The sequence below is a fragment of the Tomitella biformata AHU 1821 genome (genome assembly GCF_000524475.1).
In the GTDB taxonomy this organism is placed as follows: Bacteria; Actinomycetota; Actinomycetes; order Mycobacteriales; family Mycobacteriaceae; genus Tomitella; species Tomitella biformata.
This window is the reverse complement of the sequence record NZ_BAVQ01000043.1, coordinates 138128-155245: the sequence shown is the minus strand read 5'-3', so window position 1 is coordinate 155245 and position 17118 is coordinate 138128. Positions and strand designations below refer to the sequence as shown.

Below are 17118 nucleotides of genomic sequence, written 5' to 3'. Positions count from 1 at the left end.
GAGCCCCGTGCTGAGATGGTCGGGTGCGCAAGGGACAACGAGGTAGTGGATCAGGCGAGGGGTCGCGGGCCCGGCTGGTTCCGGCGTCGCGGAAAGTTCTCGAGCCTCGGGTGTGGGACGGGGACGCGGCGGCGCTGCTCGAACATGCCGCGTCCGGTAAGCCGCGCGGCGGCTGGCGGCCCGTGCAGATCCTCGGTGGGCCCGGGACGGGCAAGACCTCGCTGCTGGTGGACCTGGTGTTGGCGCAGCTGCGGGCGGGCGCGGACCCCGAGTCGATCCTGCTGCTGACCCAGTCCAAGCGGGCCGCGGGGGAGCTGCGGGCCGCGATCACCGAGGCGCTGCTGGCTCAGGGCGACGGCGACGGCGGCCAGGTCACCCGCGAGCCGCTGGTGCGCACCGTGCACTCCTACGCGTTCGCGGTGCTGCGCCTCGCCGCCGCCGCGCATGACAACCCGCCGCCGCGGTTGATCACCGGCGCGGAGCAGGACGCCGTGCTGCGCGAGATGCTGCGCGGCGACATCGAGGACGGCGCGCGGATGTGGCCCAAGCGGCTGCGGCCGGCGCTCGGGATGGTCGGCTTCGCCCGCGAGCTGCGGGATCTGATGCTGCGCGCCGCCGAGCGCGGCTACGGCCCGGAGGACTTGGAGCGGTTGGGGCGCAAGGCCTCTCGACCGGACTGGGTCGCCGCCGGCAAGTTCGCGGGCCGCTACGAGCAGGGCATGCTGCTGCGCTCGTCGGTCGGTATGGAGGCCCCGACGGCGACGGCCCCGGCGCTGGACGCGGCCGAGCTGATCAGTGCGGCGCTGGACGCGTTCGCCATCGATCCACAGCTGTTGGCGGGGGAGCGCGCGCGGCTGCGCTGCGTCCTGGTCGACGACGCCCATCATCTCGACCCCCAAGCCGCGCAGGTGGTGCGACTGCTCGGCGACGGCACGGCGCTGACCGCGATCGCGGGCGATGGCGACCAGCAGGTCTTCCGCTTCCGCGGGGCCAGTGCGGACTTCCTCGAGGGGCTGGCCGAGCCGGGCTCGCCGGACCGCATCGTGCTCACCCAGGCCCGGCGCTACGGCGCCGCGCTCGCGAACACCGGCGCGCGCATCGCCGCCCGGCTGCCCGCAGCCGCTCCGCAGCGCGGGCCCTTCGCTGCTGAGACCCGTGCGAGCCAGGTGCAGGTGCGGGTGCTCACCACCCCAGCGCACGAGGCCGCGCTGATCGCGGACACCCTGCGCCGCGCGCACCTTGCGGACGGCGTGCCGTGGGACCGGATGGCCGTGATCGTGCGGTCCGTGCCGTCTTCCCTGGCGGCGCTGCGCCGCGCGCTGCTCGCCGCCGGGGTCCCCGTGACGACGGCAGCCAACGAGCTGCCGCTCGCCCGCCTGCACGGCGTCTCCTCCCTGTTATTGGCTCTCCGAGCCCTGACGGGGGCCGAGTTCACCGGCGACGACGCACTCGCCCTGGTCTCCGGCCCTCTGGGCGGGGCGGACCCCGTGGCGCTGCGCCGCCTGCGCCGCGGACTGCGCCGGGCGGAGCTGGCCTCGGGGCGTGAGCGGGACTCCGCAGAGGTGCTGCGGCAGGCGCTGCTGGCCGACGCCGGCCCGCTGACGGGGCTCTCCAGCCTGAGCGAGGTCGAGGCCCGGCCGTTGCTGCGGGCCCACAAGGTCCTCGCCGCCGGCCGCGATGCCCTGGCGGACGGGCTCGGCGTGGAGGACGTGCTGTGGGAGCTCTGGCACACCAGCGGGCTCGAGGGCCGCTGGGTCGCCGCCTCCGCCCGCGGCGGTCCCGCGGGGGTGCAGGCGGATCGCGACCTAGACGGGATCGTCGCGCTGTTCGACTCGGCGGCCGACTATGTGGACCGGCTGCCCGCCGCCCGCGTCTCCGCGTTCGTCGAGTACGTCACCGAGCAGGAGCTGCCGGGCGAGACGCGGGCGCGGGCCGCGGCTCCGGCGGCCGTGACCATCCTCAGTGCGCACTCCGCCGCCGGGCGCGAATGGGACGTCGTCGCCGTGGCCGGAGTCCAGGATGGGCTCTGGCCCAACCTGCGCGCCCGCGGAACCCTTTTGGGCACAGAGGATCTCGTGGATGTCATGGACGGGGTGGCCTCGGCGCCGGGTGATGGCGGGCCAACCGTCACACTCTCGCGGACCGCGCCGCTGCTGGCCGATGAGCGGCGACTGTTCCTCGTGGCCTGCACCCGCGCGCGGTCCCGGTTGCTCATCACGGCCGTCGAGTCCGCGGACGGGGATATGACGCCCTCGCGCTTCCTGTCCGGGTTGAGGGACTCCGGCGCCGAGGGGCCCGACGATACCGACCCCGACGGCCCCGACGGCCCGGATTTGCCCGAGCCCACACCGGACGTGGGCCGCATGTTGGCGCTGCCGGCGCTGGTCGGGGAGCTGCGCGCGGTGCTGTGCGCTGAACCCGCCGAGAATCCAGCGGACCCCGCCGACCAGGAGCGGCGCTCCAGGGCCGCCACCCAACTCGCCCGGCTCGCTGCTGCGGGGGTGCCCGGCGCACACCCCGACCAGTGGCATGGGCTGGCCGCGGCCAGCACCGGCGAGCCGCTGTGGGAGACGGCGGATGGGCCGGTCTCGCTGTCCCCGTCGAACGTGGAGCAGCTGCAGAACTGCACCCTGCGCTGGCTGCTCGAGCGCCACGGCGGCACCGACGGCTCGCAGGTCAGCGCCGTCACCGGCACCCTCGTGCACACGCTGGTGCAGGCCGTCGCCGGGCACCTGCCGGAGGAACTGGTGCAGGAGGAGATGGACAAGGCGTGGGAGCAGGTGGACCTCGGCTCCCCGTGGTACTCGCGGCACGAGCTCGCGCGGCACCGGCAGATGCTCGACGCCTTCCGAAACTGGTTGCTGGCCACCAGGTTCGAGCTCACCGAGTCCGGCGTCGAGGTCGGCGTGGATGTGGTCCTGCCCTCCCCGGACTCGGCACTGCCGGACGTGCAGTTGCGTGGTCGGGTGGACCGACTCGAGCGGGACGGCGACGACCGACCCGTGATTATCGACGTCAAAACAGCCCGCAACGCCGTCACCAAGCAGGTGGCGGAGGAGCACGCGCAGCTGGCCACCTACCAGGTGGCCGCGGCGGCGGGCGGCTTTGACGGGCAGGCACAGGAGCCGGGCGGGGCCAGACTGGTGTTCGTCGCGAAGGCGGACCGCCACGGCGTCGCCGTCGAGCGGGTCCAGCAGCCACTGACCCCGGAGCGCGCCGCGGAGTGGCGTCAGACGATCCACGTGGTCGCCGCTGCGACCCGGGGGCCGGAGTTCACGGCCACGGTCAACGACACGTGCGGGCACTGTCCGGTGAGCTCGAGCTGCCCGGCCCATGATTCAGGAAGACAGGTGACGAACCCGTGAGCCCAGTGAGCCCGGCGGAGATCGCGGAGGCGCTTGGCCAGTTCCCGCCCACCGACGAGCAGGCGGCGGTGATCTCGGCGCCGCTGGAGCCGGTGCTCGTCGTCGCCGGGGCCGGGGCGGGCAAGACGGAGACGATGGCCGCGCGCGTGGTGTGGCTCGTCGCCAACGGCATGGTCACGCCCGAGCAGGTGCTCGGCCTGACCTTCACCCGCAAGGCCGCGCAGCAGCTGACGACGCGCATCCGCCAGCGCCTGGCCCGCCTCGGCGGCTCCAGCCTGCTGCGGCGCATCGATCCGGGCGGCGAGATCCGGGACCGGTTGCGCGCCGCCGAGCCCGAGGTCGGCACCTACCACTCCTACGCCGGCCGGCTGCTGGGCGAATACGGCCTGCTGCTGCCGATGGAGCCGTCTGTGCGGATGCTCGGGGAGACGCAGCTGTGGCAGCTGGCGCACCGGGTGGTCAGCTCGTGGGACGGGGAGCTGGACACGGATTTGAACCCCACGACGATCACCGAGCAGGTCCTGGCCCTCGCAGGCGAGCTCGGCGAGCACCTCGTGGAACCCGCCGACCTCGAGGCCGCGCACGTTGCCCTCGAGCACCTGCTGTTCACCCTGCCCGCCGGGCCGCGCCAGAAGGCGGAGCCCAGCGCCAAGCTCACCGACATCATCCGCAAGCAGGAGGCGCGCATCGCGCTGCTGCCCCTGGTGCGCCGACTCGCCGAGGAGCTCCGCTCGGAGGGCGCGCTCGACCCGAACAGTCAGATGTCCCTTGCCGCCCGGCTCGCGCAGGCGCACCCGGAGGTGGGGGAGGCCGAGCGTCGCCGGTTCCGCGCGGTGATGCTCGACGAGTACCAGGACACCGGCCACGCCCAGCGGGTGCTGCTGTCCTCGCTGTTTGGCGGCGTGGCCGGGTCTGCGGCAAAGTCAACGGTGGCGCTGACCTCGGTGGGCGACCCGATGCAGTCGATCTACGGCTGGCGCGGCGCGTCGGCTGCCAACCTGCCGTACTTCGCCACCGACTTCCCGGCTGGCGATGCGCCCGCCCGCACCCTGGAGCTGCTCACCAGCTGGCGCAACCCGGCCGAGGCGCTGCAGCTGGCGAACGCGATCGCGGAGCCGCTGCGGCACAAGGGTGTCACTGTTAGCGAGCTGCGGGCGCGCCCCGGCGTGGAGCCGGGCAATGTGCGGGGCGCGCTGTTGGCGGATGTCGCCGCCGAGCGCGAGTGGCTCGCCGATCATATTGCCGCGCAGTTCGCCCGGGCCCGCGAGGCTGGCGAGCCCGCCCCGACCGCCGCGGTGCTCGTGCGCCGCAACGCCGACTCCGCCCCGCTGGCCGAGGTGCTGCGCGCGCGGGGCCTGCCGGTCGAGGTCGTCGGCCTCGGCGGGCTGCTCGACGAGCCGGAGGTCCGCGACGTCGTCAGCATGCTGCGACTGGTCGCGGACCCCCTCGCCGGCGGTGCCGCGATGCGAGTGCTGACCGGTGCCCGTTGGCGGCTCGGCGCGGCCGACCTGACGGCACTCGCCCGGCGCACCCGAGAGCTGGACTCGCGCGCACGGGGTGGTTCCGGCGCGGCGATCACCGACGCCGATGAGCTGCACGACGCACTGCACTCCGCATTGCCCGGCGACGCGAGCGACCCCGCCGGGCTTGGCGACGCTATCGCGGACCCCGGCCCCGAGGAGCGCTACTCGGAGATCGGGCGCCGGCGCATTGGCGAGCTCGCCAAACTCCTCGCGTCCCTGCGCGAGCGACTCGGCCAACCCCTCAGCGAGCTGGTCTTCGAGGTCGAGCGGGCGGTCGGCGCCGGGCTGGAGTCCCTCGCCCGGCGTCACTCCACCGCGGGGGTGGGCCGCGAGCACCTCGACGCGTTCGCCGACATCGTCGCCGACTACGCCTCCGACCCGCGCGCGACGCTGACCGGGCTGCTGTCCTACCTCGCCGCCGCGGAGTCCGTGGAGAAGGGCCTGACCCCTGGCGAGGTTTCGGTGGACCCGGACCGCGTGCAAATCCTCACCGTGCACTCCGCGAAGGGCCTCGAATGGGAGGTTGTCGCGGTCCCGCACCTGGTCAAGGGAGTGTTCCCCTCGGAGGGTGGTTCGAGCACCTGGCTGGGCGACGTCACCGAGCTGCCCCCGCAGCTGCGCGGGGACCGCGTCACCGAGCCGGGCGGGGAGGGCATCCCCGTGCTCGAGTTCGAGGATGTGAACAATCGCAAAGACCTCGAGAACGCCATCGAGTCGCACAAGAAGGCCCTCGCCCAGCGCCGCCTCGACGAGGACCGGCGCCTGTTCTACGTCGCCGTCACCCGCACCGAGCAGACGCTGCTGCTCTCCGGTCACCACTGGCCCGAGGCCGGGAAATCCCGCGGGCCCTCGCCATTCCTGCTTGAGGCGCGCGACGTGCTGGAGGCCGGTGCGGGAGTGGTGGAGCACTGGGCCGCCGAGCCCGACACCGACGTGAACCCGCTGGCCGCACAGGTGCGAGCAGCGCAGTGGCCCGCGGACCCGCTCGGCTCGCGCCGCCCGGCCGTGGAGGACGGCGCCCGGCTGGTCCTCGCAGCGCTGGCGGCGGGGCCGCAGGACGCGGAAGACCCCGCAGATTCCGACGGTTGGGCCGCCGATGTGGAGCTGCTCCTCGCCGAGCGGGAGAGCAATCGGCGTCGCCGCCACGACGTGACGCTGCCGGGCTCGATGTCGGTGAGCCAGGTCGTCGCACTCAAGGCAGACCCGGACGCCCTAGCCGAACGGCTGCGCCGGCCCGTGCCCTATAAGCCGAACCCCCTCGCGCGACGCGGCACCGCGTTCCACGCGTGGATCGAGCGCCGGTTCGGCGCGACCCGGCTCCTCGACCTCGACGAGCTGCCCGGCGCGGCCGACACTGGGGCCGCGCCCGACGCGGATCTGGAGAAGCTGCAAGCGGCGTTCCTGGACTCCGAATGGGCGCACCGCACCCCTGTTGAGGTCGAGACGGGATTCGAGACCATCATCGGCGGCGTCGTGCTGCGCGGCCGAATGGACGCGGTGTTCCGGGACTCCGGCGGCGGCTGGACGGTGATCGACTGGAAGACCGGGGCTCCCCCCACCGCGGCGGAGGAGGCCGCGGTGGGGATGCAGCTCGCGGTCTACCGCATCGCGTGGGCTGAGCTCTCCGGCGCGCCGCTGGGGCAAGTCCGAGCGGCGTTCCACTATGTGCGCAGCGGGCGGACCGTCGCCCCGAAGCACCTGCCGGAGGGTCCCGAGTTGGCGGAGCTGCTGGCGTCAGCGGGCGGCGCGGCGGACAGTGCTGCGGCGGATGTCGAGGGCGGCCAGGACTAGCGGGATCTGCAGCGGCAGCCGGCCATAGGCGATCGCACGGTAGGACAGCGGACGGCGCCGCCACCGCAGAGCCATGTAGACGTTTGCGGGGAAGACGGCGACGAACAACGCGGCCGCCGCGCCCGCACCCAGCCGCCGGGTGGCGGGGGCCGCGATGGCAAGGCCGACGCCGAGCTCGGCGGCCCCGGAGGCATAGGTCCAGCCGCGCGCGGTGCCAGGGATCTGGGGTGGGACCAGGGGATCGAACAGCTCTGGCCGCGCCATATGAAGAGCCCCCGCGCCAATCAGCAACGTGGCCAGGGCGGCGGTCTTCTGTCCGGGTGTCACGCGAGGTCTCATAGGGGGAAGGCTAGCTGCTGCGGGGGCCGGTGTCAGTGGGAAATGAGGGGACACCCAACACTTGGCGGGGCGGCGGGCTACGCTCCCCGGTTGTGAGTGCACTCGCCGGCAAACGGCGCCAAAGCGGCAACGGAGGTCAGTGCGATGGCCGGTAGGATCCGCAAGCGGTTCGAGACGGACGACGAGCTGACAGACCGGCCGGACTTCGACCTCGTCGACATCATCCGGGTGCCCATGCACCGGGTCAGCCCGGCCCGCAACATGCTGTGGCGCCTGGCTCTGGGCATAGGCCTGCTGATGGGCTCGGCAGTCATCATCTATCTCCAGCGCGCCGGCTATCAGGACGTCGCCTACAACGACGCCGGCGGCGGCGCCTCGATGACGTTCCTCGATGCGCTCTACCACGCGACGGTGTCGGTCACCACGACCGGTTTTGGTGATATCTCGCCGGTCAGCGAGTCGGCCCGGCTGGTGAACACCCTCGTGATCACACCGCTGCGCATGGCCTTCCTGGTGGTGTTGGTCGGCACGACCATCGAGGTCCTCACAGAACGTTCTCGGCAAGCCCTGAAGATCCAGCGTTGGAGGCGGAAGTTGCGCGATCACACGGTCGTAGTCGGATACGGCACCAAGGGGCGGTCCGCGGTGGACGCGTTGACCGGTGACGGCGTGCCTCCCGGCGAGATCGTCGTCGTCGACACGGACGCGGCGGTGCTGGAGAAGGCCACCCATGCCGGCCTGGTCACGGTGCTCGGCTCCGGCAGCAAGTCCGATGTGCTCAAGCTGGCCGGCGCCCAGCGCGCATCTGCGATCATCGTCGCCGCCAGCCGCGACGACACGGCCGTGCTGGTGACCCTGACCGCCCGCGAGCTGGCGCCGAAGGCCAAGATCGTCGCCTCCGTGCGCGAGGCCGAGTACGTGCACCTGCTGGAGCAGTCCGGCGCGGACTCGGTCGTCGTCTCGTCCGCCACCGCCGGGCGCCTGCTCGGCGTGGCCACGTCCACGCCGAGCGTCGTCGCGATGATCGAGGACCTGCTCACCCCGGACCAGGGCTTCGCCATCGCCGAGCGGGAGGTCGAGCGCGAGGAGATCGGCGGCTCACCGCGGCACCTGCGCGACATCGTGCTCGGCGTCGTGCGCGGCGGAAAACTGCTGCGCGCGGGCACCTCCGAAGTCGATTCCATCGAGGAACACGACCGCCTGCTCTACATCCGCAAAGCCTGATCTAGGCACACCGCGCGTGCGCCAGACCCGTCGGTGGCACAGTGGGACGGGTGAGCGAATTCGAATTGCACAGCCCGCCCCTGCTCTCCCGTGATCCCCTCGACCGACCGCTGGGCCTGCGCGAGGACGACGCGCAGCTCGATGCCGGCTGGCCCAGTGCCAGGGTGCTGCGCCTGAGCGCGCGCGGCAAGGTCCGGACCGACGGCAGCGCGGTGCTCTACGAGGACGCCCTAGAGGTCGCCCCGGACCGTCCCGCCGGCGCCGTGCTGCTCGGCATCGAGGACGGCCGGCACATGTGGGCCATCAGCGACCCGCGGATGGACTCCGCGCCCATCCCCGGCGAGATGGACGGCGCCGTGCAGCTTGGCGACCTACGCACGCACGGCGTCCACTTCGCCGCCGTGGACACGGCCCGGATGGTGGCCGCGCAGGCGGTGCTCAACTGGCATCACGGGGCGAAATTCTGCGCCCGCGACGGCGCGCCCACCGTGCTCAAGAGCGGCGGCTGGGTCAGCGTCTGCGAGAAATGCGAGCGCGAGGAGTACCCGCGCACCGACCCGGCCATCATCTGCCTGGTGCACGACGGCGCGGACCGCGTGCTGCTCGCCCGCCAGGGCACCTGGCCCAAGCGGATGTTCTCGATCCTCGCCGGCTTCGTCGAGGCTGGCGAGTCCCTTGAGGCGTGCGTCGAGCGGGAGATCATGGAGGAGGTCGGTGTGCAGGTCAGCGACGTGCGCTATCTCGGCAGCCAGCCCTGGCCGTTCCCCCGCTCGGTGATGCTGGGCTTCCACGCGACCGGCGACCCCTCGACCCCGCTCGTGTTCTCCGACGGCGAGATCGGCGAGGCCGAGTGGTTCACCCGCGCCCAGGTCCGCGCGTCGCTCGCGCAGGGGGACTGGGCCGACGACGGCCAGACCCGGCCGATGCTGCCCGGGTCGGTCTCGATCGCCCGCGGCATCCTCGAGGCCTGGGCCGCGCTGGACTAGGCGTGGGTCCCAGCACGTCCGCCGGGCGATGCCGAGCTGACGGTTCCGCGGGACCGTCAGCTCGGCATCGAACGCTACGCCCTGCCCCGCTCGTCGATCGGCAGTGCTCGATAGGTGCGCCAGGCCTCCATTAGGTCCGCGCGATTGCTGCCGGGGTTATCGAGGTGCCACTGCCGGGTGAACCGGTTGAGCTCGAATTGGGCGCCGATCTCCGGGGCCGGGGCGTCGCGGGTGGCGCGCCAGTGGGCGGCCGCGTCGGCGAGGGTGGAGGTTCCATCCGCGGCAGCGAAGAACTCGCGCATCGCGGCGTCGAAGTGGAAGTGCGGGTCCACGTGCTCGGTGAACCAGGCGCGGACCACTTGGCTGCACCGTTGGCCGGGCGGGATGGCGGTGGCAGGGGCCAAGGGCGGTGCGAGCTGGCGGCTGGATTTCGGCCGAACCGTCAGCGGGATCGACGGTTCGCGGCCGTCTAGATCGGCGGCAATCCGGTTGGCTAATTCCGCCTTCCGGCCAGACGTGCGCAGACCCGCAGCGCGGGCGAAACTGAGTAGCTCGGCCTTTGTCCAGTACCAACGGGAGAACTCGGCGGCGGTCAGCTCGGCGCGTAGTGCTGGGCGGTCCGACGGGCTGACAGAGTGGGAGGGCATCTTGCCATCCAACAGGACCCGCCGGCCGTCGCTACCCTAGTGAGTGGTTCGAGCAGGCAAGCGGAGGTGGGTGCCGGGGTGGCCCGGCACCCGGCACTACGCCAGATTAGGCGAGCCGGGCTGCCCCGCTACCGCTGAGTCGATCTGCGGCGACGGGGCGCCCCGAGATGGCGAGCAGCAAATCGACGCCGTCGCCCTCGACGGTCTCGCCCTGTCCCCACGTCGTCCCAGTCTGCCGGTCGATCAGGCGCAGGCCCACGGCGCGTTCCCGGCCGCCGCCGAAGGAGGCCGGGGTGCGGAGTTGGTAGGCGAGGGCCTGGACGACGGCCTGCGCCGGATAGCTGCCGGCCAGGCCCAGCGGGCGGCGGATGTCCTCGCCGTGCACGAACGCCTCCACCAAGCGCGTCGCGAGGTTCGCCGGGGGAGTCCGGGTGAGCCCCATAGCGTCCTCGAAGGCTCGAAGGGTCTCCCGCGGGTCCGGGCGCCTCTCCCGGGCGATGCCGTTCTCATTCGCGCGGTCGAAGTCCAGGCGGGCCCGCAGCATCTCGCGGACGAAGGCGAGCCGGCCAGTCCGAGCCGTGTCCACCAGGTGGGCGAGCACGTCGTGCACATCCCAGCCGGGGCAGAGGGAGGCGGCTGACCACTGCTCGGCGCGCAGGCCGGACAGGTCGGTCACCAGCGCGCGTCGCTCCACGTGGACCGCGGACCAGATCGCCGCCGTCGCCCGCCGCATGTCTTAGTCAGTCCTGCTCGAGGAGCCCAAGCCGCCGTTGCACGCCCTTGAGCGGCGGGTTCGTCGCCGTCTCGCCGCCGGGGAACAGCAGGGTGGGCACCACGTGGTTGCCGTCGTTGACACTGGCCACGAAGTCGGCGGCAGCGGGATCGGACTCGATGTCGATCTCGACGAACTCGATCCCGGCCTCGTTGAGCTGCGTCTTGAGTCGGCGGCAGAAGCCACACCAGGTGGTCGAGTACATGGTCAGCACGGAAACGTCATTTGCGGTCACGGCTGGGCCAACCAACCGCAGGCGGGGTTTATTCCCTGGTGGCCGGACCCGGGCTTGTCAGAGGGGGCTGAGAGGATGGCCCCATGCCCACAGCAGTTGCCGGACTCGACCCTGAACAGACCGCCGCGGTGCTCGCGCCGCGCGGACCCGTGTGTGTGCTGGCCGGCGCCGGCACGGGCAAGACGCGCACCATCACCCGTCGCATCGCGCACCTGGTGTCCGACGGCCATGTGGCCGCGGGCCAGGTCCTGGCCGTCACGTTCACGGCCCGCGCGGCCGGGGAGATGCGGACGCGGCTGCGGGCACTGGGCATCGGCGACGCGAGCAGCGGGGCCGTGCAGGCCCGTACCTTCCACGCCGCGGCGCTGCGGCAGCTGCGGTACTTCTGGCCCCAGGTGGTCGGGGACATGGAGTGGCAGCTCCTCGACCGCAAATTCGGCGTGGTGGGGCAGGCCGCGTCGCAGGTGGGCGTGTCCACCAGCACCGACAGCATCCGCGACCTCGCGGGTGAGATCGAGTGGGCCAAGGGCTCGCTGATCGCACCGGAGCAGTACCCGGAGGTGGCCGCGAGGCTGCGCCGGGACACCCCGACGGCGCCGGAGCAGGTTGCCGCGGTCTATGCCGCTTATGAGCAGATCAAGTCCTACTCGACCTCTCTGGACTTCGACGATCTGCTGCTGCACACCGCCGCCGCGCTGGAGGAGAACTCTGCCGTCGCGGAGGAGTTCCGGGACCGGTACCGCTGCTTCGTCGTCGACGAGTACCAGGACGTCACCCCGCTGCAGCAGCGGGTGCTCGACGCGTGGCTGGGCCAGCGCGACGACCTCACGGTGGTCGGCGACGCGAACCAGACCATCTACTCGTTCACCGGCGCCTCGCCGAAATACCTCCTCGACTTCTCGCGCAGGTTCCCCGACGCGACGGTGGTGCGGCTCGAGCGTGACTACCGCTCGACGCCCCAGGTGGTCGAGCTCGCGAACCAGGTGATCGGCGCGGCCCGCGGGCGCATCGCCGGCACCCGGCTCAAGCTGATCGGCCAGCGCCCGGCAGGCCCCGCCCCGCTGTTCGCGGAGTACGACGACGAGCCGGGCGAGGCCGTGAACGTCGCCGCGCAAATCAAGAAGCTGATCGCGAACGGCACCCCGGCGTCCGAGATCGCGGTGCTCTACCGCATCAACGCCCAGTCCGAGGTGCATGAGCAGGCGCTCACCGAGGCGGGTATCCCGTTCCAGGTGCGCGGCGGCGAGGGGTTCTTCAACCGCCAGGAGGTGCGCCAGGCCATCCACGCGCTGCGCCAGACCGCGGGCCGCGACGACCTGCCGGAGGGCGCGGACGTCGGCGCGAACCTCGTGACGCTGGTGCGCGCCGTGCTGGTCCCGCTGGGGCTCACCGACACCGAGCCGACCGGCGCGCAGGCCCGCGAGCGGTGGGGCTCGCTGCGCTCGCTGATCCAGCTCACCGAGGAGGTCTTGGTCCACGAGCCGGAGCTGACCCTCGGCGGGCTCCTGGTCGAGCTGGCCAAGCGCGCCGAGGCCAGGCACCCACCGGTGGTCGACGGCGTCACCCTCGCGTCGCTGCACGCGGCGAAGGGCCTGGAATGGGACGCGGTGTTCCTCGTCGGCCTGACCGAGGGGATGCTGCCGATCACGCACGCCCTCGGCAGCGGCGGCGAGCCGGACGACGAGGCCGCGGTGGAGGAGGAGCGACGCCTGCTCTACGTCGGCGTGACGCGGGCCCGCGAGCACCTCGCGATGTCGTGGGCGCTGGCGCGCAACGAGGGCGGGCGCAAGACGCGCCGCCGCTCGCGCTTCATGCACGGTGTGGTGCCGGATAGCTCGCCGGCGTCGAAGATTGCGACGCCCCCGACGCGCGAGCGGAAGAAGCCGCGCTGCCGAGTCTGCGGCAAGGGCCTGATCACGACGATGTCGACCAAGCTGGGCCGCTGCGAGAGCTGCCCCTCGAACCTCGACGACGCCGTGTTCGACGCGTTGCGGAATTGGCGCTCGGCCAAGGCGAAGCAGCAGTCGGTGCCCGCCTACATCGTGTTCACGGACGCGACGCTGACGGCGATCGCGGAGCAGTTGCCCGCCAGCGAGACCGCGCTGACCTCGATCCCGGGTATCGGCGCGGCCAAGCTGGAGCGGTACGGCGCGGACGTGCTGGCGATTATCCGCGGCGAGCCCGTCGAGGTCTCGGACGAGCCCCTGCCGGATTAGCACCGCGCCCCGCCCGACGCTGACACCGAGTTCGCCGCGGTTGCCCAAGGTCGCCGCGATTACGCAGCCACCCCGCGATTGCAATCGCAGCCAATCTGCGAACCCGCGGCGAACGTGCGCGGCAGGAGGTGCGCGGCAGGAGGACCGCGGGGGCTACGCGGTGGGGTCGACCAGCATGTCCGGGGTCCACTTGGCGATCACGGACTGGAAGGGCGCGTTCGCGTCGAGCTGGCACAGGATCGCCACGGAGCCGCTGAGGACGCGGTGGATCATGAGGTACTCCGGCGGCAGCGTGAACGCGCGGCTCGTCTGGAACTCCTTGCCGCGCATGTTGGAGTACTTCCCGGCGATCTGCTGCATCCATTCGCGGCTGAAGTGGAAGGTCTCCACCCGCAGGGGCTCCACGAACGGGCGGAGGAAGTCCAGCGCATCTTGGGGGTCCAGCTTGTCCCCGCGCGCGACGTAGCCGGAGATCGTCATGAGGGCGACCAGGTCCTCGGGCCGGTTTTGCACGGCCAGGCGCACCATCTCCGTGAGCACCTGCGGGATGCCGTCGGGCAGGGCGACGACGGCGCCGAAGTCGATGGCGCCCAGGCGGCCGTCGGGCAGGATCATGAAGTTCCCGGGGTGTGGGTCGGTGTGCATGAGCCCGACCCGGGCGGGGGAGGAGAAGTGGAACTCGCACAGCCGCACGCCCGCCGCGTTGCGCTGCTCGGGGGTGCCGTCGGCGATGATCTCGGCGAGGGGGGTGCCCTCCATCCATTCGGTGACCACCACCTTTGGGGAGCTGGCGACCACGGCGGGGACTGAGATCATGGGGTCGTCGGCGAACTCGGTGGCGAACGCGCGCTGGTAGTTCGCCTCGATGCGGTAGTCGAGCTCCTCCTCGGAGCGCGCGGCCAGCTCGTCCACGAGCGCCTTGACATCGGTGCCGGGGGCGAACGGCTTGAAGATGGGGGCGAGGCGGCGCAGCTGGCGCAGATCCGAGCGCAGGGCCTCGTCAGCGCCGGGGTACTGGATCTTGACGGCGACTCGGCGGCCGTCGGACCAGACCGCGCGGTGCACCTGCCCGATGCTAGCGGCGGCGGCGGGGACGTCGTCGAAGGACTCGAACCGGTCTCGCCAACTGGTGCCCAGCTGTTGGTCGAGCACTCGGTGCACGGCACTTGCGGCCATGGGCGGGGCGTCTTTCTGCAGTTTCGTCAGCGCCTCGCGGTAGGGGCCGGCGATCTCCTCGGGCATCGCGGCCTCGAACACGCTCATGGCCTGGCCCAGCTTCATGGCGCCGCCCTTGAGCTCGCCGAGCACGGCGAAGAGCTGCTCCGCCGCCTTGGTGGCGAGGTCGGCGTTGATTTCCGCGGAGCTCTGCCCGGTCAGCCGCTTGCCGAATCCGGCGGCGGCGCGTCCGGCGATGCCCAGTGGAAGTGATGCAAGCTTCACAGTGCGGGTGGCGCCGCGGCGCGGAATGTCAGACACGGACTCATTGTTCCCGATTCGCGCCGACTTGGCTGGCGACTGCCTGGAATCCAGGGTGTGCGGGGCCGCTCGAGGTGGGGCTCCAGCACCTGCACAAAGGGTGCCGTGGCCAGTGCCGAGTCGCCAACGACGGCGTCCGCAGATCCACCTCGATTGTCGTGTTCAGAGTCACAGGTTGACCTTGCGCCAGGTGCGGGGAATTGCTGCCGGGGGTGAGGATGCGGGCCAACTCGGTCATCGCCAGGCCGACGGTCGCCAGCAGCGTGGCGCGGCACGCATTGCCGGTGCGGCCAAGCTGCTGGGCCAACAGCAGCGGCCAATCCGGGTCGAGATCGCGCCGGTAGAGGTCGGCGCAGCGCAGGCAACTGGTGGTCCCCGGCAGCACCAGGGGGCCGAGCACGCCGACGCCGTCGCGCAGGCGGACCGACAGGTGGGGGATCGCCCGGCTGTGCAGCTCGCGCAGCATCCCAGGCTCGGGGACGATGCGGTCGGTGAGCAGCACCAGCCCGGTCTGCCAGCGGGACTCGTCGCCGCTGGGAGTGTTCGCGGACGTGTGCAGCACGGTGAACCCGAGATCGAGCAGGTGGCTGCGCAGATGGTCGGTGAGCGGGCCGCGGCCGTGCACGCGGACCGGGCTCCGCCGGACGGGCTCGGGCCGGCGGGCCGACAGGAACCCGGACCGGCCGAGCTCTTCCAAGATCGGCAGCACCGACTCTTTGGCGACGGCGGATCGCATACAGGCCTCATCGAGGCTTTGGCTGCCGTCGAGGTGGCCGAGCAGCCGCACGGTCTGCTCGGCCGTCACCTCCGCCGGCGGGGTGATCACCACCGCGCGATGCGGGTCAACACCGAGCTGCACGGTGCCGTCCGGGCGCAGAAGCACCGACGCGCAGCGATCGAGAATGGGGAAGGAGAGGTCCGCGGCAGGCCTAGTCTCGCTCATGCGCCCACTGTGGCATAGGACATGGTGGAATCAAGCGGGAATAGGGGAGTTATCCACAGGGTGTTTTATGCCCTGACCTGAGACGACGTCCTCCAGATGGAACTCGCTAGTCCGCGGCCTCGTCCGAGGCCGGGTTCTCGCGATCCTTACGCTCCTGCTCCTCCAACCGCTCAAGCTGCGCGATGGGATTGTCGAAGTCGCTGTTGTCGCCGCCCAGAAGGCGGTCGATGAACCCGGCGGGGTTGTCCAGGTCGCCGCTGTCGGGGAGGAGGTCGGGGTGCGCCCACACCTCGTCGCGCTTGTCGATGCCGAGGTCCGTGGTCAGCCTGGACCACAGCGCGGCCGCCTCGCGGAGCTTGCGCGGGCGCAGTTCCAGGCCGACCAGTGTGGCGAAGGTCTGCTCCGCTGGACCGCCGCTGGCGCGTCGTCTGCGCAGAGTCTCGCCGAGCGCGTTGGCGCCCGGGATCCGGTCGTGCAACGAGGCGCCCACCACGGTGGAGACCCAGCCCTCGACGAGCGCGAGCAGCACCTCGAGGCGCTCCAGCGCGGCCTTCTGCTCGGGGGTGTCCTTCGGCTCGAACGTGCCCTGGCCCAGAAGATCCTGTAGCGCGGACGGGTCGGACAGGGACGTCGGGTCGAAGTTGCGGGCAGCTTCCTCGATTGCGGAGAAGTCCATGGTGATGCCGCGGGCATAGGACTCGACAGCGTCGAACAGCCGCGAGGAGAGCCACGGGACATGGCTGAACAGGCGATGGTGCGCCGCCTCGCGCGCGGCCAGGAACATCAGCACCTCGGAGCGCGGCTGTTCCAGGCCCTCGCCGAACGTGGCGATGGCGGCGGGCAGCAGCGCGGCGGTGCCGACGCGGCCCAGCGGCAGGCCGATCTCGGTGGAGGTGAGGACGGTGGTGGAGAGGTGGCCCAGGGCCTGCCCCAGCTGCTGGCCGTACGCGGCCCCGCTCATCTGGGTGATCATGCCCATCATGGGGCCAGCCATCTGCTGGGCCTCGGCGGGCAGGCCCTTCGTCCACATGGTGGCCATCTGGTTCGCGACGGGATCGCAGAGGCGCTGCCAGCTGTCGATGGTGGCGTCGATCCACTGCGCGGGCGTCCACGCCTCGGTCACGTGCACGCCGGTGGGCATCGTCGTGTTCTCATCCATCCACAGCTCGGCGAGCCGGACCGCGTCGACCACGGCCTGGGTGTGCTCGGCGGTGACGGGGACGACGTTCTTCAGCGCGGACTTGGCCGTCTTGCTGGCGAGCTCGTAATTCACGGTGCCCTTGCCATCGCCGCCGCCGGCCATCGCGCCGCCCATGCCGGAGAGCATCTGGCCGAATTGGGAGAGCATCTCGCCGAGCTGGCTGGGGTCGAAGTTGCCGCCGCCCTGCTGCCCGAATGCGGCGAACCCGAACGGGTCCGAGCCGGAGCCGCCCTTGTCGCCCTTATCTCCCTTGTCGTCGGGATTGTTGGGATCGTCGGGGTCATTGCTCGAGAAGCCAAACGGCGTATCGCTCATGCCTCAACGGTACCGGCATGGCGCGGTGAGTCGAGGCATCATGCTCAAGGCGAACAGGCACACCGCGTCGGCGCCGGAACCGCGG

12 protein-coding genes are annotated in these 17118 nt (G+C 71.8%); 5 read left to right on the top strand and 7 right to left on the bottom strand.

Features of this window, described 5'->3' with window-relative positions; genetic code table 11:
* Positions 1-23: 23 nt before the first annotated feature.
* A complete protein-coding gene (locus TBIF_RS14455) occupies positions 24-3365 on the top strand; it encodes an ATP-dependent helicase (protein WP_051461558.1) in 3342 nt (1113 codons plus the stop codon).
* A gap of 5 nt (positions 3366-3370) precedes the next feature.
* Positions 3371-6679, top strand: coding sequence for an ATP-dependent helicase (locus TBIF_RS14450; protein WP_024795491.1), 3309 nt, complete (start codon positions 3371-3373; stop codon positions 6677-6679).
* Here TBIF_RS14450 and TBIF_RS14445 read toward each other — a convergent pair.
* Positions 6623-7018, bottom strand: coding sequence for a DoxX family protein (locus TBIF_RS14445; RefSeq protein WP_038171241.1), 396 nt, complete (start codon positions 7016-7018; stop codon positions 6623-6625). The genes TBIF_RS14450 and TBIF_RS14445 overlap by 57 nt on opposite strands.
* Before the next feature lie 144 nt (positions 7019-7162).
* On the opposite strand from TBIF_RS14445, the gene TBIF_RS14440 reads away from it, so the two are divergent.
* Together TBIF_RS14440 and nudC are read left to right on the top strand one after the other, a co-directional pair.
* Complete coding sequence (locus TBIF_RS14440; protein WP_024795489.1) at positions 7163-8242, top strand: potassium channel family protein; 1080 nt, start codon at positions 7163-7165, stop codon at positions 8240-8242.
* 50 nt (positions 8243-8292) lie between these two features.
* Positions 8293-9228, top strand: a complete 936-nt coding sequence (gene nudC / locus TBIF_RS14435) for an NAD(+) diphosphatase (protein ID WP_024795488.1) — start codon at positions 8293-8295, stop codon at positions 9226-9228.
* A 74-nt stretch (positions 9229-9302) separates the two neighbouring features.
* Here nudC and TBIF_RS14430 read toward each other — a convergent pair whose 3' ends face one another.
* From TBIF_RS14430 to TBIF_RS14420, 3 genes are all read right to left on the bottom strand, one after another.
* Positions 9303-9875: a DUF6434 domain-containing protein gene (locus TBIF_RS14430; RefSeq protein ID WP_024795487.1), complete on the bottom strand. Its 573-nt coding sequence runs from the start codon at positions 9873-9875 to the stop codon at positions 9303-9305.
* 106 nt (positions 9876-9981) lie between these two features.
* Positions 9982-10608: a maleylpyruvate isomerase family mycothiol-dependent enzyme gene (locus tag TBIF_RS14425; RefSeq protein ID WP_024795486.1), complete on the bottom strand. Its 627-nt coding sequence runs from the start codon at positions 10606-10608 to the stop codon at positions 9982-9984.
* A 7-nt stretch (positions 10609-10615) separates the two neighbouring features.
* Complete coding sequence (locus TBIF_RS14420; RefSeq protein ID WP_024795485.1) at positions 10616-10882, bottom strand: mycoredoxin; 267 nt, start codon at positions 10880-10882, stop codon at positions 10616-10618.
* Between the two features lie 83 nt (positions 10883-10965).
* Here TBIF_RS14420 and TBIF_RS14415 point away from each other — a divergent pair, with 83 nt between their 5' ends.
* On the top strand, positions 10966-13098 hold the full coding sequence (locus TBIF_RS14415; RefSeq protein ID WP_024795484.1) for an ATP-dependent DNA helicase UvrD2: 2133 nt from the start codon (positions 10966-10968) through the stop codon (positions 13096-13098).
* A gap of 153 nt (positions 13099-13251) precedes the next feature.
* Here TBIF_RS14415 and TBIF_RS14410 read toward each other — a convergent pair whose 3' ends face one another.
* The 3 genes from TBIF_RS14410 to TBIF_RS23690 all read right to left on the bottom strand — a co-directional run bounded on the left by TBIF_RS14410 (position 13252) and on the right by TBIF_RS23690 (position 17033).
* On the bottom strand, positions 13252-14574 hold the full coding sequence (locus TBIF_RS14410; protein WP_024795483.1) for an ABC1 kinase family protein: 1323 nt from the start codon (positions 14572-14574) through the stop codon (positions 13252-13254).
* 4 nt (positions 14575-14578) lie between these two features.
* A complete protein-coding gene (locus tag TBIF_RS14405; RefSeq protein ID WP_024795482.1) occupies positions 14579-15517 on the bottom strand; it encodes a hypothetical protein in 939 nt (312 codons plus the stop codon).
* Positions 15518-15623: 106 nt separating this feature from the next.
* The gene (locus tag TBIF_RS23690; RefSeq protein ID WP_038171239.1) at positions 15624-17033 is read right to left on the bottom strand and encodes a zinc-dependent metalloprotease; all 1410 of its coding nucleotides are present in this window, start codon (positions 17031-17033) and stop codon (positions 15624-15626) included.
* Positions 17034-17118: the final 85 nt, after the last annotated feature.